General features: G+C 63.0%; 18 protein-coding genes. 13 read left to right on the top strand and 5 right to left on the bottom strand.

Annotated elements, in window-relative coordinates; genetic code table 11:
- The first annotated feature begins 105 nt into the window (after positions 1-105).
- The 6 genes from sbcD (at position 106) to ACLIKD_RS07805 (ending at position 9,247) form a co-directional block, all read left to right on the top strand.
- Positions 106-1,338 carry an exonuclease subunit SbcD gene (gene sbcD / locus ACLIKD_RS07830; protein ID WP_428827867.1) on the top strand — a complete coding sequence of 411 codons (1,233 nt, stop codon included), beginning with the start codon at positions 106-108 and terminating at the stop codon, positions 1,336-1,338.
- Complete coding sequence (locus ACLIKD_RS07825; RefSeq protein WP_428827866.1) at positions 1,335-4,802, top strand: AAA family ATPase; 3,468 nt, start codon at positions 1,335-1,337, stop codon at positions 4,800-4,802. Before sbcD ends, ACLIKD_RS07825 begins: the two co-directional genes overlap by 4 nt.
- 415 nt (positions 4,803-5,217) lie before the next feature.
- Positions 5,218-6,033, top strand: a complete 816-nt coding sequence (locus ACLIKD_RS07820) for a TIR domain-containing protein (RefSeq protein WP_428827865.1) — start codon at positions 5,218-5,220, stop codon at positions 6,031-6,033.
- Between the two features lie 78 nt (positions 6,034-6,111).
- Positions 6,112-6,504, top strand: coding sequence for a VOC family protein (locus ACLIKD_RS07815; protein ID WP_428827864.1), 393 nt, complete (start codon positions 6,112-6,114; stop codon positions 6,502-6,504).
- Positions 6,505-6,787: 283 nt separating this feature from the next.
- Positions 6,788-7,786 (top strand): Acg family FMN-binding oxidoreductase, encoded by a 999-nt coding sequence (locus tag ACLIKD_RS07810; protein WP_428827863.1) that lies wholly within the window; start codon positions 6,788-6,790, stop codon positions 7,784-7,786.
- A 111-nt stretch (positions 7,787-7,897) separates the two neighbouring features.
- Positions 7,898-9,247: a helix-turn-helix domain-containing protein gene (locus ACLIKD_RS07805; protein WP_428827862.1), complete on the top strand. Its 1,350-nt coding sequence runs from the start codon at positions 7,898-7,900 to the stop codon at positions 9,245-9,247.
- 59 nt (positions 9,248-9,306) lie between these two features.
- Here the strand turns inward: ACLIKD_RS07805 and ACLIKD_RS07800 are convergent, their stop codons facing one another.
- Entirely contained in the window at positions 9,307-9,534 is a 228-nt protein-coding gene (locus ACLIKD_RS07800) for a general stress protein CsbD (RefSeq protein WP_226419699.1), read from the bottom strand.
- A 403-nt stretch (positions 9,535-9,937) separates the two neighbouring features.
- Here ACLIKD_RS07800 and ACLIKD_RS07795 point away from each other — a divergent pair, with 403 nt between their 5' ends.
- The 5 genes from ACLIKD_RS07795 (at position 9,938) to ACLIKD_RS07775 (ending at position 16,372) form a co-directional block, all read left to right on the top strand.
- A complete protein-coding gene (locus ACLIKD_RS07795) occupies positions 9,938-11,938 on the top strand; it encodes a PAS domain S-box protein (RefSeq protein ID WP_428827861.1) in 2,001 nt (666 codons plus the stop codon).
- Complete coding sequence (locus ACLIKD_RS07790; RefSeq protein WP_226473199.1) at positions 11,935-12,582, top strand: response regulator; 648 nt, start codon at positions 11,935-11,937, stop codon at positions 12,580-12,582. The genes ACLIKD_RS07795 and ACLIKD_RS07790 overlap by 4 nt, the downstream gene beginning before the upstream one ends.
- Before the next feature lie 230 nt (positions 12,583-12,812).
- Positions 12,813-13,271: a bacteriohemerythrin gene (locus ACLIKD_RS07785; RefSeq protein ID WP_428827860.1), complete on the top strand. Its 459-nt coding sequence runs from the start codon at positions 12,813-12,815 to the stop codon at positions 13,269-13,271.
- Between the two features lie 6 nt (positions 13,272-13,277).
- On the top strand, positions 13,278-14,753 hold the full coding sequence (locus tag ACLIKD_RS07780) for a bacteriohemerythrin (RefSeq protein ID WP_428827859.1): 1,476 nt from the start codon (positions 13,278-13,280) through the stop codon (positions 14,751-14,753).
- Positions 14,750-16,372, top strand: coding sequence for a methyl-accepting chemotaxis protein (locus tag ACLIKD_RS07775; protein ID WP_428827858.1), 1,623 nt, complete (start codon positions 14,750-14,752; stop codon positions 16,370-16,372). The genes ACLIKD_RS07780 and ACLIKD_RS07775 overlap by 4 nt, the downstream gene beginning before the upstream one ends.
- A 15-nt stretch (positions 16,373-16,387) precedes the next feature.
- Here the strand turns inward: ACLIKD_RS07775 and ACLIKD_RS07770 are convergent, their stop codons facing one another.
- Complete coding sequence (locus ACLIKD_RS07770) at positions 16,388-17,299, bottom strand: ketopantoate reductase family protein (RefSeq protein WP_428827857.1); 912 nt, start codon at positions 17,297-17,299, stop codon at positions 16,388-16,390.
- A gap of 298 nt (positions 17,300-17,597) precedes the next feature.
- On the opposite strand from ACLIKD_RS07770, the gene ACLIKD_RS07765 reads away from it, so the two are divergent.
- Entirely contained in the window at positions 17,598-18,446 is an 849-nt protein-coding gene (locus ACLIKD_RS07765; protein ID WP_428827856.1) for a cupin domain-containing protein, read from the top strand.
- Here ACLIKD_RS07765 and pflA read toward each other — a convergent pair.
- Entirely contained in the window at positions 18,432-19,217 is a 786-nt protein-coding gene (pflA, locus tag ACLIKD_RS07760; RefSeq protein WP_226419689.1) for a pyruvate formate-lyase-activating protein, read from the bottom strand. The two genes, ACLIKD_RS07765 and pflA, sit on opposite strands and share 15 nt — an antisense overlap.
- 225 nt (positions 19,218-19,442) lie before the next feature.
- Positions 19,443-20,294, bottom strand: coding sequence for an SDR family oxidoreductase (locus tag ACLIKD_RS07755; RefSeq protein WP_428827855.1), 852 nt, complete (start codon positions 20,292-20,294; stop codon positions 19,443-19,445).
- An 89-nt stretch (positions 20,295-20,383) separates the two neighbouring features.
- Between ACLIKD_RS07755 and ACLIKD_RS07750 the strand changes: the two genes are divergently transcribed.
- A complete protein-coding gene (locus tag ACLIKD_RS07750) occupies positions 20,384-20,785 on the top strand; it encodes a winged helix-turn-helix transcriptional regulator (RefSeq protein ID WP_428827854.1) in 402 nt (133 codons plus the stop codon).
- A 30-nt stretch (positions 20,786-20,815) separates the two neighbouring features.
- Here the strand turns inward: ACLIKD_RS07750 and ACLIKD_RS07745 are convergent, their stop codons facing one another.
- Positions 20,816-21,718: a LysR family transcriptional regulator gene (locus tag ACLIKD_RS07745; RefSeq protein WP_226473190.1), complete on the bottom strand. Its 903-nt coding sequence runs from the start codon at positions 21,716-21,718 to the stop codon at positions 20,816-20,818.
- Positions 21,719-21,733: the final 15 nt, after the last annotated feature.

Here is a 21,733-nt window from a genome sequence, read left to right as displayed (position 1 = left end):
GATGATTGCCGGGGCTGGGCAAGATCCGACGAACTCGCGCCATGCCCGCTGCGGCATGGGTGCTTTGCCGTTTAAACTTCGCCCTTTCCTTTTCAGCAGCCCGGCATGCGCATCCTCCACACTTCCGACTGGCACCTCGGCCAGCACTTCATGGGCAAGAGCCGGCAGGCCGAGCATCAGGCGCTGATTGGCTGGCTGCTCGAACAGGTGGAAGCGCAGGCGGTCGATGCAGTCTTGGTGGCCGGCGACATTTTCGATACCGGCACGCCACCGAGCTACGCCCGCGAGTTGTACAACCAGTTGGTCGGGCAACTGTACAAGGCCGGTGTGCCGCTGCTGATTCTCGGCGGCAATCACGATTCGCCGGCCACTTTGGGCGAAAGCCGCGAACTGCTCGCCCACCTCGGCACCACGGTGATCGCCGCGACGCACGAAGACGTCGCCACGCAGGTCATCGTGCTGCCACAGCGCAACGGCGAACCGGGCTGCATCGTCTGCGCCATCCCTTTCGTCCGGCCGCGCGACGTGCTGCAAAGCCAGGCCGGGCAAAGCGCCGAGGACAAACAGCTGTCGCTGCAAACGGCCATCCAGGCCCATTACGGCGCCGTGTTCGCGGCGGCCACCGCACGCCAAACAGAACTCGCAGCGGCACTCGGCCGCCCGTTGCCGATCATCGCCACCGGCCACCTGACCACGGTCGGCGCCAGCATCAGCGAATCGGTGCGCGAAATCTACGTCGGCGCACTGGAAGCCTTCCCGACCGCTGCCTTCCCGCCGGCCGACTACATCGCGCTCGGCCACATCCACCGGCCGCAGAAAGTCGGCGGGCTGGAACACATCCGCTACTGCGGCTCGCCCATCCCGCTCGGTTTCGACGAAGCCAAGCAGCAAAAGGAAATGCTGCTCGTCGATCTCGACGCCGACGGCCTCAAGGCGGTCACCGTGCTGCCGGTGCCGCGCTTCCAGGGGCTGGTGGCGATCAGCGGCAACCTCCAGACACTGGCCGGGGCGATTGGTGCTGCGGCCACCGAAGGCACCCGCGAATTCCCGGCCTGGCTGGAAGTCACCGTCGCCGAGGACGATTACCTGGCCGACCTGCCGGCGCGCATCGAAGCGCTGACCGAAGGCTGGCCGGTCGAAGTGCTGCGCATCCGCCGCCAGCGCGGCAACGCCGCCGCCCGGCTGGACGCAGCGGCCCGCGAAACGCTGGACGAACTCAGCCCGCACGACGTCTTCGCCCGCCGCCTGCAACAAGAAGAACTCGGCGAAGAACTGCAGCAGGCCTTGAACGAACGCTACCGCGCCATCGTCGTCGGCCTGACCGGGGAAAACGCATGAAAATCCTCAGCCTGCGCCTGAAGAACCTCAATTCGCTGAAGGGCGAATGGACCATCGACTTCACCAAGCCGCCGTTCACCGACAACTGCCTGTTTGCCATCACCGGCCCGACCGGTGCCGGCAAATCGACGCTGCTCGATGCCATCTGCCTCGCCCTCTACCACCAGACGCCGCGCCTGAAGACCATCTCGGCCTCGGATAACGACATCATGACGCGGCACACTGCCGACTGTCTGGCCGAAGTCGAATTCGAAGTGAAAGGCGCCGTCTACCGCGCCTTCTGGAGCCAGCGCCGCTCGCGCGACAAGATCGATGGCGCACTGCAGGCGCCCAAGGTCGAACTGGCCGCCGGCGACGGCACCATCCTCAGCACGCAGACCAACGACAAACTGAAGCGCATCGCCGAAATCACCGGCCTCGACTTCCCGCGCTTCACCAAATCGATGTTGCTCGCCCAGGGCGGCTTCGCGGCCTTCCTCAACGCCAGCGCCAACGAACGGGCGGAGCTGCTGGAAGAACTGACCGGCACCGAAATCTACGGCGAGATTTCCCGCAAAGTTTTTGAGCAGGCGCGCGATGCCAAGACCCAGCTCGACCAGTTGAAAGCCCGCGCCGAAGGCATGGAACTGCTGGTCGACGAGCAACGCGCCGCGATGCAAGTCGAAGTCGGCCGCCTCGATACGCAACTGACCGACGTCCAGCGCCGCCACCAACAAACCCAGGCGCAACGCCAGTGGCGCCTCGACCTGGCGCAGGGCGAGCAGGAAGTCAAAACCGCCGAAAGCAAGCTGCAGCAAGCCGATGCTGCGCTGACCGCCGCCGCGCCGGACCTGAAAAAACTCGCCGACAGCGAACCGGCCGAAGCCCTGAAGCCGCTGCACCTGCAATGGCAACAGGCCGGCGCCGCCTGCCAGCATAGCGACAACGAACTCAAGGCGCTGCACGTCGCCCGCGAAAAACTGCAGGCCGAGCAGCTCGCCCGGCACCGGGCCGCCCGCCAGTTCAGCGCGCAGGTCGCCGAGTTAACGAAGCAAGCCCTGCAACAAAGCCAGCGCGAAGCCAAGCAACTCGACGACTTCTGCGCAGCCCAGCCACAACGCGCCCAGCTCGGCGAACGTCTCGGCGTTTGGCGCCAGCAGTTCGACCAGCGGGAAAAGCTGGTCCGCGACCTTGCCGCGCAGCAACAGGCGCAGCAAAAGCTGGCCGATGAACTCGCCGCCACCGCCCGCCAGATCGCCGCTCAAGCCACAGCCCTCGACAGCGCAGAAAAAACCAAAACCGCCGCCGACAGCGCACTGGAAAAAATCCAGACCGAACAGAACCAGCGCCTGGCCGGCCAGACGCTGACCGAACTGCGCCAGCACTGGCAGCGCGAACAAGCTGGCCTCAACCGCTGGCAGCAACTAGAAGCGCTCGCCCAGCGCCGCCGCGAACTGGCCGTGCTGCAAACCACGCAGGCAACGCAGCTACAGCAGGTTCAGGAAAAGATCGCGGCGCTCGAAAAAAAACTGATCGCCCTGCGCGAGACGCACAAGGAACTTGCCGCCCAAGTCGCGGACAAGAAAAAGCTGCTCGAACAGGAACAGCGTATCCGCAGTCTGGAGCAACATCGCCGGCAACTGCAGCCGGGCGAAGCCTGCCCGCTGTGTGGCGCGCACGAACACCCGGCGATTGCCGACTACGCAGCGCTCGACGTTTCCACGACCGAAAGCGCCCTCAAGGAAAAGCAGGCAGCGCTCGACGCACTGGTGGAAACGGGCCAACAAGCCCGCAACGATCAAACCGCCGCCCAAACAACGCAAAAGGTTTTGCTGGATCAGCAGGCCAAGACAACGGAGGACAGCGCCCGCCTGCAAACGGAATGGGCAGCGCTGCTTGCCAGCCTGACCAGCGAACCGCAACTCACGGTCGACGCCTGGCAACAGGCCAAAACCCTGGCCGCCGCCCGCAGCGCCGCCGAGCAGGCGGTGACCCGACTCGCCCAACGCCTGCAAGCCGCCGACCAGGGCGAACAGGCGCTGAACGCCGCCCGCAAGAATGCCGCCGACAGCGCCCAGGCCCTGCTCAACGCTGGCAACCAGCAGAAACTCCTGCAGCAAACGGCGCAAACCGGCCAACTGCGCCAGGCCGAACTCGCCAAAGCCGCGCAGCTCATCGCCCAGGAACAGGCCGAACTCGAGAGCAAGCTGGGCGCCACACTGGCCGCCGCCGGTTACGAAATCCCGGCCGAACCCACCGCCTGGCTGCAGGAACGCGATGGCGACTGGCAACATTGGCAACAAACCGAGAAGCGCCGCCATGAACTGGCCGAGATCCTGGTCAAGCAGCAGGACCGCTTTGATGCCGCGCAGACGCAGGCCGCGCACTGGCTGGAGCGCTGGCAAACCCTCGCCGCCGAGCGGCCGACCGTCCCGGAAGGTGAAAAAACTTGCGAGATCACCGGCGACCCGGCCACCGCCCTCGCCCGAAGCGCCGAAGCCATTGCCGAACTGACTCAGCAACTCGCCGCGCAACAAGGCCGGCAGGCACAACTCGAAGCCAATCTCGGGCAACAGAAAAAGGCCCTTGCCGAGGCCTCGACCGCCTGGCAGACGGGGCTCACCGCCAGCCCCTTCGCCGACCTCGCCGCTTACGAGGCCGCCCTGTTGCCGGCCGAAGAGGGCCTGCGCCTGCGGCAATTGAAGGAAACCCGGCAACTCGCCCAGCAGCAAGCCGCCGCCGTGCTCAAGGCCGCTACCGACAAGCTGCTGCGCCTGCAAACCACGCCCCCGCCGCGCGATTCAGTCGAGATGCCGATCCCGTCGCTGGCCGAACTCGAGGCCGCCCTGGCTCAACTCGACACCACTCGCCGCGAACTCAGCGAACAACTCGGCGCCCAGCGCGCCCTACTGACCCGCGACGAACAAGCCCGGCAAAGCCAGCAGGCGCTGTTCAAGGAAATCGCCGCGCAAACCGCCGAAAGCGACCTCTGGCAACGCCTCGACAGCCTGATCGGTTCGGCGCGCGGCGACAAATTCCGCAAATTCGCCCAGGGCCTGACCCTCGACCACCTGCTGCACCTCGCCAACAGCCACCTCGCCCGCCTGCACGGCCGCTACCTGCTGCGCCGCAAGAGCACCGGCGAACTCGAACTCGACATCGTCGACAGCTGGCAAGGCGAAGTCGCCCGCGACACCCGCACCCTCTCCGGCGGCGAAAGCTTCCTGGTCAGCCTGGCGCTCGCCCTCGCCCTCTCCGACCTGGTCAGCCACAAGACCAGCATCGACTCGCTGTTCCTCGACGAAGGCTTCGGCACCCTCGACGCCGATACTCTGGAAATCGCCCTCAACGCCCTCGACACACTGAACGCCAGCGGCAAGATGATCGGCGTCATCAGCCACGTCGAAGGCATGAAGGAAAGGATTCCGGCGCAGATTCGGGTTGAGAAGGGCGGAGGGGTTGGGTATTCGCGATTGCGGATTTAGGCAGAGGGCCGAAGCGGTCGACAGCAAAAAACGGGCTATTTTCCCGTCGACCGCTGGATTCATTCCCGGCTCTGGCAAAAACCTGAGCAACGGCGGCAGATTAATGTTTACGCCATATGCCACAGTCAATTAATCTGAGAATTTCTCATTGACAGCCTGCCCGACGATGCCCGCAAGCTCCCAACGATGTGCCGCTGAAACAGCCGACATTGGACATTTCTCACACAAATATTGCTTGCCGCGGCTCGGAATGAGCAAGGCTGCTGAATCTTGAAAGCCGGAACCAGAAAATGCCTAGCAATGGACATTTCGAGATGTCCAGCAATGGAAATATGTCTCCATATTTAGCAGGAAATAGCTAAATATGGATTTTTTTGATGATATCTACTAGCTAAAAGCACAAGGAGCCTACGAAGTGTTCTCAAAAGAGACGGCAACCAAAAAAATCGGTGCATTAATCGAACGTATCGATGAACTTAAAAGAATTGAGCGCGGGAGTGCTCAGTTCAAGAAATGGATTCGTGACACGCAAGTAGCTTTGGAGCACATCTTCGGGAAAGAATCTCGCCATATAGCTGATTTCAATCAGATTCGATATTCGCTGGGTTCATTCTCAGGCTCGACACCTGAGCACAAATTCCAGCAACGCTATGTCGTTGGCTTAGAAAATGCAAAACATGTTCTTGTCTCGATGATTGAAGAAATTCAGGAATATTGGGAGGAAAAAAACGGCAAAGAAACAACTGCACAAGATAGCCTCCAAAGCAAAACCTCACATCAATTTGATTCGAAAAACGTATTCATCGTTCATGGGCATGATGGAGGCACCAAGGAGACCGTTGCACGGTTCATTTCTCAGCTAGGGCTAGAGCCGATAATTTTGCACGAACAACCGAGTCAAGGCAGGACCATCATTGAAAAGTTCGAAGATCACTCGGATGTTGAGTATGCAATTGCCCTAATTACTCCTGACGACATTGGGTCGTCGATTAATGATCTAGATAACACAAGACAAAGAGCGCGGCAAAATGTGATATTTGAGTTTGGCTACTTTCTAGGAAAACTTGGCCGGCACAAAGTAGTTGGACTTATTAAAGGTGATATTGAGGTTCCATCAGACTATTCTGGCGTCTTATATATCCCAATAGATGAGTCGGGCGCCTGGCGTTTTCTTCTTATTAAAGAGCTCAAATCCGCGGGTTATGACGTTGACGCCAACAAAGCAATTTAAGCTTCTAAGAACAACAGGAATAATAGGGGGTCAGACCCCTATTATTCTCTGAAGCCCCCTGATTTAGATCAATTGACCATGAAATTCGGATACACCATCGTTTATGTCGAGAACGTCAAGGAATCGCTGGCCTTCTTTGAGCGGGCGTTCGGCCTGAAGACAAGCTTCCTGGACGAGGCGGCGGGTTACGGCGAGCTGGATACCGGCGCGACCGCGCTGGCCTTTGCCTCGCACACGCTGATGGCCGAACTGCTGCCCGGTGGCTATGTCTCCGGTCAGGAAAGTGCGCGGCCGCTGGGCGTCGAGATCGGTCTGTTCGTCGATGACGTGGCGACCGCCCACCAACAAGCTCTGGCCTGCGGCGCCGTCGAACTGGCCGCACCGAAACGGACGCCCTGGGGGCAGCTGGTTGCCTTCGTCCGTTGCCCGGATGGCACGCTCGTCGAAATCTGCACGCCGACCCAACGTTGACCTTGGTGGCGGGATTCAACCTCGATTCCCTTCTACTGCTCTTTTCCCGCCCCGAAATACCTCGTCGTCATGTCATCGATCAAATAGGTCAGAGACATTCAAAAATATGGAATTTCTTTGCCCCATTATTAACGTTCATGTCTAAGCTTGTTCCTCCCAAGAACGAAACCAGCCCATGTCTTCGCGAAGAGATTTCCTCGTTACCGCTCTAAGCTCCATCGGCGCAACGGCAGGTTTGTCGTCATGTTCTTCGGAAACCGGGGAGGACAGTTACGGGAACGTGGTGGATCGCACATGGCGGCACGGCCCGCTGGTGTCCGATTACAAGGGCGCTCTTCTGCGTGAACTCGTGCGCTATGCAACCTTGGCGCCGTCGAGCCACAACACGCAATGCTGGAAATTTCGCCTTGCCGATGACGCCATTTCGCTCTTGCCCGATCTTGCGCGCCGTTGTCCCGCGGTCGATCCGGACGATCATCACCTTTTCGTTTCCCTCGGGTGCGCGGCCGAGAACCTGATCCAGGCGGCGTTGGCCCATGGGTTGAAGGGGCATGCCGATTTCGACGCTGCCGGGGGCAATGTGCTGCGGGTGGCTTTGGCGCCGACCAGCCCCGTCGCGTCTCCCCTGTTTCAGGCGATCCCCGAGCGGCAGAGCACGCGCTGCGAGTATGACGGCCTGCCGCTGGCCCGGCCGGAACTCGAACTGATCGAGCGGGCCGGTCGCGGCGATGGCGTCGGGGTGATCCTGCTGACCGAAAGGCAGGCGATGGAGAAGGTTCTTGAGTATGTCGTTCAAGGCAATACGGCCCAGATGAACGATCCCGCCTTCGTCGCTGAGTTGAAGAAATGGATCCGCTTCAGCGCCGCCGACGCCGTGCGAACGGGCGATGGACTATACACGGCATCGTCCGGCAATCCGGCGGTGCCGACATGGTTGGGCAGCCTGCTCTTCGGCATGTTCTATACCCCGAAGAGCGAGAACGACAAGTACGCGAAACAGCTGCGCAGTTCGGCCGGCATCGCGATATTCGTTTCGGATACGCCCGGCCCAGCCCAATGGGCGGAGGTGGGCCGCTGCTACGAGCGATTCGCGCTGCAGTCGGCGGCCTTGGGGATTCGCAACGCGCTGCTCAACCAGCCGGTCGAGGTAGCGTCGCTGCGCCCGCAGTTCGCCAACTTCCTTGGCATTGGCGAACGCCGGCCCGATCTTGTCGTGCGTTTCGGGCGCGGCCCGAAGCTGCCTTCTTCACTGCGCCGGCCGGTTCAGGCGGTGCTGGTTTGAATTTGGGCAACGCCTGCAAATAAACCGCCAACAGCCAGCCATTTTGGCCTTAGGCTGTCGTGCCGCCAGATTTCCCGATCCCGGGGCAACTGCGGCCACCAAAGGAAAGCCATGCCATGGCAATCGAATTTCATCCTGGCTGGATTGAGTGTCACCGAACGCTCGTTACTGCTCGATGACCTGAAGCCTGTTTCGCTGCAGGCCGGCGATGTGCTGCAAAACGCCGGGGAGTTGTTGAGCCATGTTTACTTTCCGAGCGACAGCATCGTCTCGCTGCTCGCCACTACCCATGATGGCGCCTCGACGGAGCTGGCGATGGTCGGCAACGAAGGTCTGGTCGGCATTTCGGCGGTTCTGGGCGATCTCGTCTCCAGTCACAAGCTGGTCGTGCAGAGCGCCGGCGAGGCCTACCGGCTGGAGGCCGGGATCATGCGCTGGGAACTGGCCCAGGGCGGCGGCTTACAGCGGCTCGCCTTGCGCTATACCAAGGCGCTGCTGGTGCAGATGGGGCAAAACGTCGTCTGCGCCAATCACCACACGATAGAACAGCGGCTCAGCCGCTGGCTGCTGCTTTGTCTCGATCGGCAACCGGCAGCGGCAATCAGCATGACCCAGGACCGCATTGCCGGCCTGCTCGGCGTCCGGCGCGAAATTGTCACGATCGGCGCCGGCCGACTGCAGGCGGCCGGCTTGATCGCCTATCAGCGCGGCAAGATCAGCATCATCGACCGGGCCGGTCTGGAAGCGGCGGCTTGCGAGTGCTATGGCGCAATCCGCGCCGAATATGCGCGCTATTTCCAGGCGATGGCCGACACCAGCCCGCCCAGTCGTTTTCGCGCCCACCCGGCGAGCTTGCGGCAGAGCGCCCTGGCCCGCTGGCGGGATTTGCCGGTGGCAGCGGAAGATCCTTCCGACAGCGCCGAAGCGCACCATGAGCTGGAAGTCCGCAAAATCGAACTGGAAATCAGCAACGAGGCGCTACACCAGGCCTTCGCCGCGGCCGCGGCGCTCAGCGAGCGTTATGCCGATATTTACGACTTCGCGCCGATCGGCTATTTCACGCTGGATGCCGCCGGCAACATTCTCGATCTCAACCTGGCCGGCGCCATCCTGCTCGGCTTGAAGCGCTCGCAGAAGAGCCGACAAGGCTTTGCCAGCTACCTGGCGGCGGAAAGTCAGGAACCGTTCAAGCAGTTCGTCGCCCAGGTGCTGCGCGAAAAGCAGCGCAACCTTTGCGAGATCGTGCTGGCGGCGACGCCGGTGCATCCGGCGGCGACGGTGAGAATCGAAGCCGTGCCGGACGAAGATGGCACGGAATGCCGGATGGTGCTGATGGATATTACCGAGCAGCGCAATGCGCTAGAGGCGCTGGAGCATTCGGAAATGCGCTTTCGCCGTTTCATCGAAAACCTGCCCATCGCCAAAGGCATGACCACCAAGCCATCGGGCAAAGAAGACTGAACCCGGGATTCTAGACCGGCCGGGAACGGCGAACGCCAGTTCCCGGCCGACCAGACGAATCAGGCGATCACGGCTTTGGGGCGCAGTTCCTTGGTATGTTTTTCGAAACTGGCGACCTGGTTTTCGGCTTCCTCGGCACTCACGGCATAGAGTTCCTGGATCCGGCCGAGCAGCAGTTCGCGCTTGCCGTCAATGATCGCCAGTCCGGCCTGGTTGATCTTGCCCCAGCGCGACTTGATCTTGACCCCGACCAGCTTCCAGCTTTCCGCATCAATATCCCAGCTCATATCCAGCTCCTTGAGTTTGGCCCTGGCAAAATTGCCCGGTACCCGCCCTGCCCGTATCGCCGGCACCGAAATGCGGCAGGCGACACCCGGCGAGAGCGGCATCCGGACCGACTGTTGGGTAATCCGGAGCAAGCCCAGACTAGCCGGCGAGCCGGCGGACCGTCTGCGCGATTTCGCGCTTAGGGTTAAATCGCCGGGCAATGGCGACGCCCCAAGCATCCGGTAGTTGATTGTCGACACAACGCAGCTCACGCCGGCGAGACAAAAACGGGTAGCATGCGGCTGGCTCGCGCCGGCCACGTTGCGCCGCATACAAAGATTCCGATTGCCATGAAACTGCTCGCCCCGCTGTCCTGCCTGTCGCAACTGCGGCCCACACCAGCCACCTGCCCTCCAACGATTCATGCCTGACCAGAAAAAACGCAGCCGGTGCCTGAACTTCCTGTTGTTGACGACGCTGTTTGCCGCCTTCGTCGTCACCGGGACCGCCTACACCCTGTGGCGTTTGCGCGCCGAAGCAACGGAACGCAATTTCGACATGGCCAATATGTATGCGCGCAGCTTCGAAGAGCATTTGACCCAGAGCTTCAATGTCATCAACCTGACCCTGGCCAACGTCGCCAACGAGCCGAACGACAGCGCCTTGCACCAGGCCCTCGGACATGCCCCCTACCTGCGTTCGCTGTCCCTGCTCGACGCCAGCGACCAGATCATTGCCAGCTCCGATCAGCGCAATATCGGCCAGCGCGTCGCGCGGCGCGATTTCCTGCCGGCGACGCCCGAAACCCGACCGATCCTGCGCGCCGCATCGCCCTGGGCGGCCCGCGACTTTCATGACGGGAAGCCGACCTCACCGGACCAGCCGGCGCCGCCCGAGGCACCGAGCCTGATTCCCGTGTTGCGCGATATCGACGTTGACGATGCCCGGCCGGCCAGCCTGCTGGCCGCGGTAAATGCCGATTACTTTCTCAATTACTACGAACGCAACCTCAACAGCAAAAGCGATGTCGTCGAGCTGATCCGCTACGACGGGATTCTGCTGCTGTCTACCGATCCCCGGCGGCATCCCGGCACGCGTATCGACAACGCACTTCTGGCGCAGCACATCGCGGCCGATCAAGCGGCCCGTTTCGAGCAGACGCTGGAAGATGGGCGCAGCGTTCTGACCGCCTACCGTCCGGCGCGGGAATATCCGTTTGCCATCGTGGTCCATCTCGACAAAGAAGACGGCCTGGCTTCCTGGCGACGCGAAGCCTGGCACACGCTGTTCGCCGCCGGAACGATGCTGATGATGGCCCTGGCGCTGGCCAGCCTCTATTTCATCCGCCTGCTCCGCACCGCCCGTCAGCACGACAGCGACGTGGAAAAGCTGCGCCTGCGCAGTGCCGCGCTCGAAGCGGCGGCCAACTCGATCATCATCACCGACATGCAAGGCAACATCGAGTGGGCCAATCCGGCCTTCTGCGAACTGAGCGGCTACAGCATGGCGGAGACGCTGGGCAAGAACCCGCGCGACCTGCTCAAATCGGGCGAGCAACTGGCCGACGGCTACCGCGACCTGTGGCAAACCATCGTCACCGGCCATGTCTGGCGCGGCGAATTGATCAATCGCCGCAAGGACGGCACGCTGTATACCGAAGACCAGACCATTACACCGGTCCGCGACGAAGAAGGCCGGATTCGCCACTTCATCGCCGTCAAGCAGGACGTAACAGAGCGCAAGCAGGCCGAACAACGCATGGCTGAGCTGTCGCATCATCTGGTGGTCATCCAGGAAAGCGCCTGCCGGCGCCTGGCCGGCGAACTGCATGACCGGACCAGCCCGAACCTGGCGGCGATCGGGGTGCATCTCGACATCATGACCGCCTGCATGGAAGAAGGCAGCACCTGGACACTGTCGTCGAGACTCGACGATGTGCGCGCCCTGATCGAGGACACGACGGCCAGCATTCGCGAAATCTCGTCGAACCTGCGGCCGCCGGTGCTTGACTACGCCGGGCTGGCGCCGGCCGTCGACAGTTACCTGAAGCAATTCCAGCGGCGCACCGGCATCGCCATCCAGCTGATCTGCGCCCATCCCGAGGTGCGCCTCGATCCGGAGAAGGAATCCCTGCTCTTTCGCATCGTCCAGGAATCGCTGACCAATTGCGCCAAGCATTCCCGGGCGAAGTCGATTGTCGTCAGCCTGTGCCTGGAAAGCGCGCCGCTCACGCTGAGCATTGCCGACGACGGTATCGGCTTCGATCCCGACTCGCTCGGCAAAACCACCCACACTGGCGGCCTTGGCATCCTGACCATGCGCGAGATGGCGGAGTTTTCCGGCGGGCGGTGCACCATCGTCTCGGTTCCCGGCAGCGGCACACGCATCGAAGTCGAAATTTCCTCCCATAAAGGACACTCATGAAGCTGCGCATCCTGCTGGCCGACGATCACCAGATGTTTCGCGAAGCGCTGCGCATCCTGCTCGAACGCAACCCGGATTTCGAAATCGTTGCCGAAACCGGCGACGGCCTCGAAGTGCTCGCCCTGGCCCGCGACAGCGCACCGAATATCGTCTGCCTGGATATCGACATGCCCGGCCTGAACGGCATCGAGATCACCCGACAGCTCGCCGCCGCCCACCCGACGATCAAGATCATCGCGCTATCGGTCTTTTCCGACCGGGGCTACATCGCCGACATGCTGAGCGCCGGAGCTTCGGCCTACGTGACCAAGGCGGCGGCCGGAGCGGAACTGCTGCGCGCCATCGACGCCGTCAGCCGGGGCCGCTCGTATTTGTGCCCGGACGCCACCGATGCGGTGAAGGATGCGATGAGCGGACGCGGCGAGAAAAAGGAACTCCCCGGCACGAAACTGGGGGCCAGGGAAATCCAGGTACTCAAACTGGTCGCCCTCGGCCTGACCTCCGGCCAGATCGGCGAACGCCTGGAAATCGCCCTGTCGACGGTCGAGGTGCATCGCCGCAACATCATGCGCAAGCTCGATGTCGACAGCGCCATCGGACTGACCCGCTACGCGATCCGGACCGGGCTGGTCTCCAGCCTCTAGGCCGAAACTCGACCGGACAAACCGGCGAGATGACCCATTGTTGATCCGGCCGTCATAAATGCGGTAATCGGCTACCCGTTTACCCTTAGTCGGTAGTTGTATCCCTGAATTTTCCATCCCTCCCGCTCTCCCTACAATCAGGCCGTGGGAGCAAGGCGCAGCGCCGGAATGCCGGCGATCTTCCCATGCCAGAAATGGCTACGCCTACCGTAACGAAATGGGAAGAATTCATGGCCGCATCACAACAATTGGTCGCCTGGTCCGACGAATTCAGTCTGAACACGCCGGAGATAGACCAGCAGCATCAGCAGCTGATCGATCTGATCAATCACATCTGGACCGCCACCATCGACCAGCAGCACAACAAGCTCGAGACGCTCCGGATCGTCTATGCGCTGGAGCGCTATACCGTCACCCATTTCACGGCCGAAGAGATCTTCATGCGCGAAATCGGCTACCCGAAATTCGCCGCGCACAAGCAGGCCCACGACCACTTCGTGGCGCGCATCCGTCTGGAAAAAGCCCGGGTCGCCGCCGGCGAGCGACTCAACCTCGACATCGTCCATTACCTCAAGGACTGGCTGATCAACCACATCCTGGTGGCCGACAAGGATTACACGACGGAATACGCCAAGCGCGCCGCGCCGGCGACACTGCTCGGCAAATTTTTTAAAAAAATACTGGGCTAGCACGCGATGTGGAACGAATTCGCGGATCCCGCCACCCCACCGCTGCCCGCCCCCACCGGCCCACGGCTGTCGAACGAAGCCGCCATGGCGGAAGCGATGCAGGCCATCGAGCAGGGCCATATCTGGCTCGACGAAAATTATTGTGTCCGCGGCTACAACCGGGCCTACCAGAAACTGCTCGGACTACCCGATGCCGACCGCTTCCTCGGCCAGCCCTTCCAGGAAGTCCTGCGCCACTTTCTCGAACACGGCGAGTTTTTTGATAGCGGCGACCACGAAGATTTCATCGCCAGGCACATCGACAGCATGGCCCTCCGCGCCCACTGGCGCAGCGAACGCGTCCGGCCGAACGGTACCGTCCTGAGCATTGTCGCCACCCCGCTCGCTTCCGGCGGCTACGTTTACAGCTATCTCGACGTCACCCGCGAAACCCGCGCCCTGGAAGAAGTCCGGCGCAATGCCAAGGCCAACGTGGTGGCCATCGCCAACTTTTCCGAACACCGCGATACCGATACCGGCGCCCATGTCCTGCGCGTCGCCCGGCTGGTCGGCCAGACGGCCCGCCGCCTGCATCGGCGCGGCCTGTTTGTCTCGGTCATCGACGAGGCCTTCATCGACCACGTATCGACGGCGAGCATCCTGCACGATGTCGGCAAGATCGTCATTCCCGACCGGATACTGTTCAAGGCCGGGCCGCTGACCGACGACGAGCGCAAATGCATGAAGCACCATGCCGTCGCCGGCGCGCAAATGCTCAACCAGGCCGGCCTGCTGATGCAGCACAGCCGCTACATGAACATCGGCGCCGAAATTGCCCTCACCCACCACGAATGGCATGACGGCAGCGGTTACCCGAGCGGCCTGGCCGGCGACGAAATTCCCGTTTCCGGGCGGATCTGCGCGCTGGCCGACGTCTTCGACGCGCTGACCTCGCGCCGCCCGTACAAGACGCCATGGAGCACCGAGCGCGCCGTCGCCCAGATCCGCCAGCTGATCGGCACGCAGTTCGACCCGGTGGTGGCCGGGGTCTTCCTCGAAGTCATCGAGGAGCGCAGCAAGGTGATGCTGGTCAAATGGTCGGACTCGATGAGTGTCGGCAACGAACACATCGACGAGCAGCACCGCATCCTGATCGACACCATCAATCAGCTGGCCAGCGCCGAAACCCAGAACGACCGGACCATCGTCGCGATGATCATCGACGAACTGGTGAACTACACCGTGTTCCATTTCGAATACGAAGAGCAATTGCTGGAAGCGGCGGGTTTTCCCGACCTCGAGCGGCACCGCCTGATCCACCGCGGCTTCGAGAAGTGGGTCAAGGAATTGCGCGAAGAGTTCACCTACCATCGCCGCGGCCAGCTCGGACAGCGCATTCTCGGCTTTCTGCGCGACTGGCTGCGCGATCACATCCTCGGCGAAGACCAGAGCTATCGCCCCTATATCGACGGGCTGGAAACGTCGTCCCCGGAAGCCCGATGAAAACCAATCTCCCCGTCACGTCAAACGAAGTCGCTTTCCCCAAGGGACGCTACATCGTCTCGCGGACCGACCTCAAGGGCATCATCACCTACGTCAATGACACCTTTGTCGAGATCAGCGGCTTCAGCCGGACGGAACTGATCGGCAACAACCACAATGTCGTGCGCCACCCGGACATGCTGCCGGCAGCCTTTGCCTGGCTCTGGGAAACCATCAAGGACGGTCGGCCGTGGCGCGGCATCGTCAAGAACCGCTGCAAGAACGGCGATTACTACTGGGTCGATGCGCTGGTCGTGCCGGTCCTCAAGGACAACCGGACGATCGGCTACATGTCGGTGCGTACCGAGCCGACGCGCCAGCAGGTCAGCGCGGCGGAAGCCCTCTACGGCAAGCTGAAAAGCGGCACCGCGAAGATCCCGCGGCCGGGCCTCTGGCAGCGTCTTTCGCTGCGGGCCAAGATGTCCGGTTTCGTGCTCTGGCTGATCGCCGTCCAGTTGCTCGGCGCGGCCACCCACATGGCCGGTCCGGCGCTCGGGCTTGTCCCGGCGACCATAGAAGGCGCCATGCTGTTTCTGCTAGCTTCCGGCGTTCTCGCCGGGCTTGGCCTGCATCTCGTCCAGCGCGGCATGATGCGCAGCATCGCCCAGGTCATTGCGCACCAGGAACATATCGCCCAGGGCGACCTGACCGACGGCATTCCGATGTATCGCGTCGACGAACTCGGCCGCCTCAACGATTCACTGGTCACCATGCAGACCCACATGAAGGTGATGATGGCGCAAATCGCCGAAGCCGCCGACGAGGTCGGCGTCGATGCCGACATCCTGCAGGCCGAAATGGATCAGTCGCGCCAGGCGGCGGAAGCCCAGTCGCAGGCCGTCAATCACATTGCCGCGACGGTCGAGGAACTGGTCGCCTCGGTCGATGAAATCGCCCTCAGTGCCGGGCAGGCGGCGACCACGGTCAACGCCTCCGACCTCCTGCTGGCCGATGCGGTGATCCGCATGGACGAAAGCCAGCAGGCCTCGCAAAGCGTCGTCGCCACGGTCAGTAGCGCGGAACAAACGATGTCCGAGCTGTTCCGCTCGATCTCCGCCATCGACCGGGTCAGTCAGCTGATTCGCGGCATTGCCGAGCAGACCAATCTGCTCGCCCTGAACGCCGCGATCGAAGCGGCACGGGCCGGCGAATCCGGACGCGGCTTCGCGGTCGTCGCCGACGAGGTCCGCAAGCTGGCGGAAAACGCCAGCAAGCAGACGGCGGAAATCACCAACAGCGTGCAGGACATCCAGCGCGTCACGCAAATTGCCGTGGCGACGATGGCCACCGCCGGCAGCAAAGTGGATAGCGCCGACTCAGCGGCCAGCGCCGCCCGCGCAGGGCTGGATGCGGTATCCCGGCAAGGCGAGGAAGTCGCCTCGATCTCGCGTCATATCGCCGACGGCACCCGGCAACAATCGGCAGCCGGCAACCAGATCGCCCTCCAGGTCGAAGATATCGTCGCCGGCATTGAGCAAGCTTCGACGGCGATCCAGGCGGTCAACGAGAAAACCCTGCAGATGAAGGAAACTTCGCTGCGCCTGCAGCAGTTGATCGCCCATTTCCGGATCATCGGCTGAACAGTAGGCGGCGGCTCAGCCCCGCCCGGCCTGCACCGCCAGATGGGTATGCGCCAGACGCATCAGATCCATCGGCAAACCGAGGGCGATGCCGCGCTCGGCCATGGCGCCGAGAATGTGCTGGTATTCGGTGCGTTGCCCGGCCAGCAGATCGCGCAGCATCGAGGCGGTGAACGGCGAGCCGGGTGCGATCAGCATGCCGAGCGCCCTGGCCGTCGCGGCCTCGCCGGTCGGGTAGCCGCTCAGGCGGGCGACGGCGCAGCATTCGTCGTACATCTGGCGAATCAGGCCTTCGCCGTAGGGCGTCGCCAGGATTTCGCCGACCGAGCCGCGACACAGCGTGGTCATGCCGGCCAGCGCGGCGAGGAAAACCCATTTGTCCCACAGCGCCTGCTCGATATTTTCGGCATACACGCTATCGAACGGCGCTTTCCCGCACAGCGCGATGAACTCCTTGGCCAGTTCGAGGTGCGCCGGGTCGCGCGGGCCGACGGTCAGGCTGTGGATGTCGTTCAGTTGCCGGACGGCGCCGCTTTCGGTAATCGTTGCCGCGATGTGGGCGACGCCGCCCATCACCGCTGCCCGGCCGAATTTGCGGTCGAGCACCGCCAGGTGTTCGATGCCGTTCAGAAAAGGCAGCACGACCGCCTTGCCGCGGGCGTTTTCGAGCGAGGTCAGCGCATCCTCGAGGTCGTAGGATTTGGGCGCCAGGATGATCAGATCGTAGATCGGCGTCACGCTGGTCGCCGTCACCGTCGGCGGCTGCACCGTGAAATTGCCGTGCGGCGTCTCGATGCGCAGGCCTTCTGCTGCGATCAGCGCCTGGCGCTTGTCGCGCAGCAGGAAAGTCACGTCGGCCCCGCTGCGCAGCAACTGGGCACCAAAATAGCCGCCAATGCCGCCGGCGCCGAGAATAAGAATTTTCATTTACAGAAGCTCCTGGGAAAGTCAGACGGCGTCGGCATATTAGCCGCGCCCGGGTAATCGTGGGCATTGGCGAAATCGATGTCGGCGCGCCCGAAACGGCCGCCACCGGTCAGGGCGTGAGCCGGGCGACGCGGTGTCGGAACAGTACGGGGCATCGAGCATCCTTTCGTTGAATGACTGCGGTTTGCGCAAGATTGTTCCAGGCCGCTTGCCTGTTCAGCACCTTGCTTGACCGCCCCGTGCCATTGTGGTGAACTAACCGCAATCCATCGTTGAATAATATTTGCAATTCGTACAAATGCCGCCTGCCGTCCACCTCGACCGACTCTCTGCCCTGCTCGCCGGCCTGGCGCCGCGCGTGCGGGTCGGCCGGCCGCCGGCCGACAGCGCACGCCTGGACATAGCCGCCGAAGCGGCACCCTGCCTGCATCTCTACCTGCTCGCCGAGGGCGAAATGGCCCTCGAATTGCCGTCGACTGCCCGCCAGGCGCTGCAGGCGCCGTGCATCGTCGTCTGCCGGGCCGACGCAGCACATGCGCTGGTCGCGCAATCGCCCGCCGCCTTCCGGCACCTGATGTGCGCCCGGGCCTGGTTCGACGGGCCGGTTGCCGCGCTGCTCATGGGCGAATTCGGCGAACCGCTGGTGGTGGCGCTGGCCGGGGCCGAATCCTCGCTGCACCACGTGGTCAATCTGATTGCCGCCGAGTTGCAGGCGCCGCGCTGCGGCCAGCCGGCCCTGCTCGACCGGGCCGGCGACATCCTGTTCATCGGCCTGCTGCGCCATCTGATCGCCCACCCGAGCAGCACCGGCGGGCTGCTGAGCGGCCTGGCCGAGCCGCGCATCGCCCGTGCCCTGGTCGCCATCCACGCCCGGCCGCAAGACCATTGGACGCTGGAAGCGCTGGCCGCGGAGGCCGGCATGTCGCGCACCGCCTTTGCCAACACCTTCCGCGACGTAATGCGGCAGACGCCGGGCAAATACCTCTCGGCGATCCGCCTGGCCATCGCCCGGCGTGCCGTCCAGTCGGGCAAGGGCCTGAAAACGGCAGCACGAGATGCCGGCTATACGAATTCGTCGGCCTTGTCGCGGGCACTATCGCGCCTAGGACCACCGGACCCGGCCGGCGCCGGCTCAGTAAACCTGTAAGCCTTCCGCCCGGAACAGATCGCGGGCCTTGGCCAGCGCTTCTTCGGTCGGCGGTGCGACGCCGGCCAGCGGATATTCCAGGCCGCGGTCACGCCATTTGTAGCCGCCGTGCTGCTCGAAAGGCACGACATCGACCCGCTCGACGTTGCCCAGGCCGGCTGCGTAGCGGGCCAGCGCGGCGATTTCGGCGAAATCGTCGGTCAGCCCGGGGACCAGCACGAAGCGCAGCCAGACGGCCTTGTTGAGCGCCGCCAGCACGTTGGCGAAACGCAGCACCGGCTCGAGTTCGCCACCGCTCAGCGTGCGCTGACGCTCGGCGGAAAAGGTCTTGATATCGAGCAGCACGAGATCGACGCTGGCCAGCAGGGCGTCGTCGGCGTAATCGCCGTAATAGCCGGCGGTATCGAGGGCGGTGTGCAGGCCCATGGCCTTGCAGCCTTCGAGGATGGCACGGCAGAACTTGCTCTGCAGCAGCGGCTCGCCGCCGCCCAAGGTGACGCCGCCGCGCCCGCGCAACAGGGTCTTGCGCCGCGCAATATCGGCCAGCACGTCGGCGACCAGCGCCGGGGCGCCCTCATGCCGCTCCCAGGTGTCCGGCGCGTCGCAATACTGGCAGCGTAGCGGACAGCCGGACAGGGTCAGCACATAGCGCATGCCGGGGCCGGCCGTGCTGCTGCAGTTTTCGGTGGCATGCACCCAGCCTTCCAGATCGCCGGACTCGGTCCACGACGGGGGCGGCGGCAGGCCGGGGGTGTTCTTCAATTCGGACATGATTCGTTTCTGCGCCAGATCGCCGGGCAAGCGCAGCGCACCGGTCCTGGCCGGACGGTGCAAGGGCAAACCCGAGGCATGGCTTGGTCGGCGACCGACAAGAATGCAAAGGGAGGCGAGTTTCCCTCAAGTCGCCCGGTGTTTTCAATTGGTACTAACCACTAGTCGCCACACATATTCCGGTGCGAGAGGTGTCCGCCATCGCGCACCGGTGCGCCCCCAGACTTAACCGAGAGCCTGCCCGACCAGTTTCGACAGCGGCGTCGTCGGCCGGCCGATCAGTTGGCTCAACTGACGACCATCGTCGAACAGGCCGCCCTTTGCGGCACCGGCATCGGATTCGGCGAGCAGTGTGGCCAACGCTTCCGGCAAGCCGGCGCCGAGCAAGGCAGCCTTGAATTCGCTTTCCGGCAGATCCTGGTAGGCCACGGCCTTGCCGGACTGCTGCGTGATTTCGCCGGCCAGTTCGGCCAGCGTGTAGGACTCGTCGCCCGCCAGTTCGTAGATACGCCCGGCCTGGTCGTCCGTCGTCAGCACGGCAGCCGCCGCTTCGGCATAGTCGGCGCGCGCCGCCGAGGCGATGCGCCCTGCTCCGGCGCTGCCGAGCAGCACGCCGTACTGCAGCGCGGCCGGAATGCCGGCCAGGTAGTTCTCGGTGTACCAACTGTTGCGCAGGATCACCGCCGGCAGGCCGGAAGCGCGGATCAACGCTTCCGTTTCCTGGTGCTCGGTGGCCAGCGGCAGTGGCGAGGTGTTGGCATGCAGGATGCTGGTATAGGCCAGCAAACCGACGCCGGCCGCCTTGGCTGCGTCGATCACGGCGCGGTGCTGCGGCACGCGACGACCGACTTCGCTGGCCGAAATCAGCAGCAGCTTGTCGGCGCCCTTGAAGGCGGCGGCCAAACTGGCCGGCTGGTCGTAATCGGCCTGACGGACTTGCACGCCACGCGCCGCGAGGTCGGCAACCTTGGCCGGATTGCGCACGGCGGCGACGATCTCGCCGGCCGGGACTTTCTGCAACAGGGCTGCGATGACAAGACGGCCAAGCTGGCCGGAGGCTCCGGTGACGACGATCATGATGAATTTCCTTTATTTCGGTGGGGGGAGTCGGCAGAATAGCGACATCGCTAACTTTTAGTAAGTACGCACTCAAAGGTAAGTACAAAATGCATCAAGCCAACGAAAACGCCAACCAGCCCGCCCTCGCCGAACTGATGCGGCGCGGCGAATTGTTCTCGGAAAAATGCCCGTCCCGCGAGGTGCTCAAGCACGTCACCAGCCGCTGGGGCGTTCTGCTGCTGGTCGCCCTGCTAGGCGGCACGCACCGATTCAGCGAGCTGCGCCGCAAGGTCAACGGCATCAGCGAAAAGATGCTCGCCCAGACCCTGCAATGGCTGGAAGGCGACGGCTTTGTCGAACGCATCTCCTACCCGGTCGTGCCACCTCATGTCGAATACCGGCTGACGCCGCTCGGCGAGGAAATCGGCGAAAAGGTGGAAGCACTGGCCGACTGGATCGAGGTGAAACTGCCGGAGATTTTGGCGGCACAACGGCGAAAAGGTGAATAGCAAGGCAGCGGATGCCGAGCCCCGCTTTATTCAACGATCCCAATACGGGGTTGGCCCAAAGCGGTTGAGAAGGAATTCAATAAAGGCACGGACTTTCAGCGGCAAGTGCCGATTCGGCAGATGAATGGCGTAGATGAACCGTTCGGTTGGCACATAGCCAGGCAGCACTTCGACCAGGCGGCCTTCCTGCAGATCCTTGCCGACGATGAAGGTCGGCAGCAAGGCCAAGCCCAGCCCGCCGAGAACCGCCTGTGACAGCGCCTCGTCGTCGTTGATGCGCAGGGTGCCGGATACCGGGATCGAAACATCACCGTTGTACCCATTGAGATGCCAGACCCCTTGGGTATTCATGAAGGAATAGTCCAGGCAATTGTGCGCGACGAGATCCTCGGGAACCCGCGGAATTCCCCGGCGCGCCAGGTAGGATGGGCTGGCGCAGATCTTTCGGCGGATCGGGGCCAATTGACGGGCCACGAGGTTCTCGCCGGGCTCGCGGGTGATGCGCAGGGCAATGTCGTAGCCCTCGTCGGCCAGGTCGACCATTCGGTCACTGATCGTCAAATCGACGGTCAGGTCGGGATAGAGCGCCATGAAATCCGGCAAGGCCGAGGCGACATGCATCGTGCTGAAAGCCACCGGCGCGCTGATCTTCAGTTTGCCGCGCGGTTCCTGATGCAAGCGGGAAATCGTCGTGTCGGCCAGGCTCAGTTCTTCCAGGATCCGGTCGCAATGCTCGAAATACGCCTCGCCGACATCGGTCAGGCTCAGGCTGCGGGTGCTCCGGTGCAGCAGCCGGACGCCAAGGTCGCTCTCCAGGCGGGCGATCGCCTTGCTCACCCGTGACTTGGAGACATTGAGGCGGCGCGCCGCCTCGGAAAAGCTCCGGACCTTGACCACGTGAGCGAAGAACAGCATGTCATTGATGTCGTGCACCAGGCCCTCCCGCTG

The sequence above is a fragment of the Azonexus sp. IMCC34842 genome (assembly GCF_050368855.1).
GTDB classification, from domain to species: domain Bacteria; phylum Pseudomonadota; class Gammaproteobacteria; order Burkholderiales; family Rhodocyclaceae; genus Azonexus; species Azonexus denitrificans_A.
Note: the sequence above shows the minus strand (reverse complement) of the source record. Positions and strands in the feature narration are given on the sequence as shown.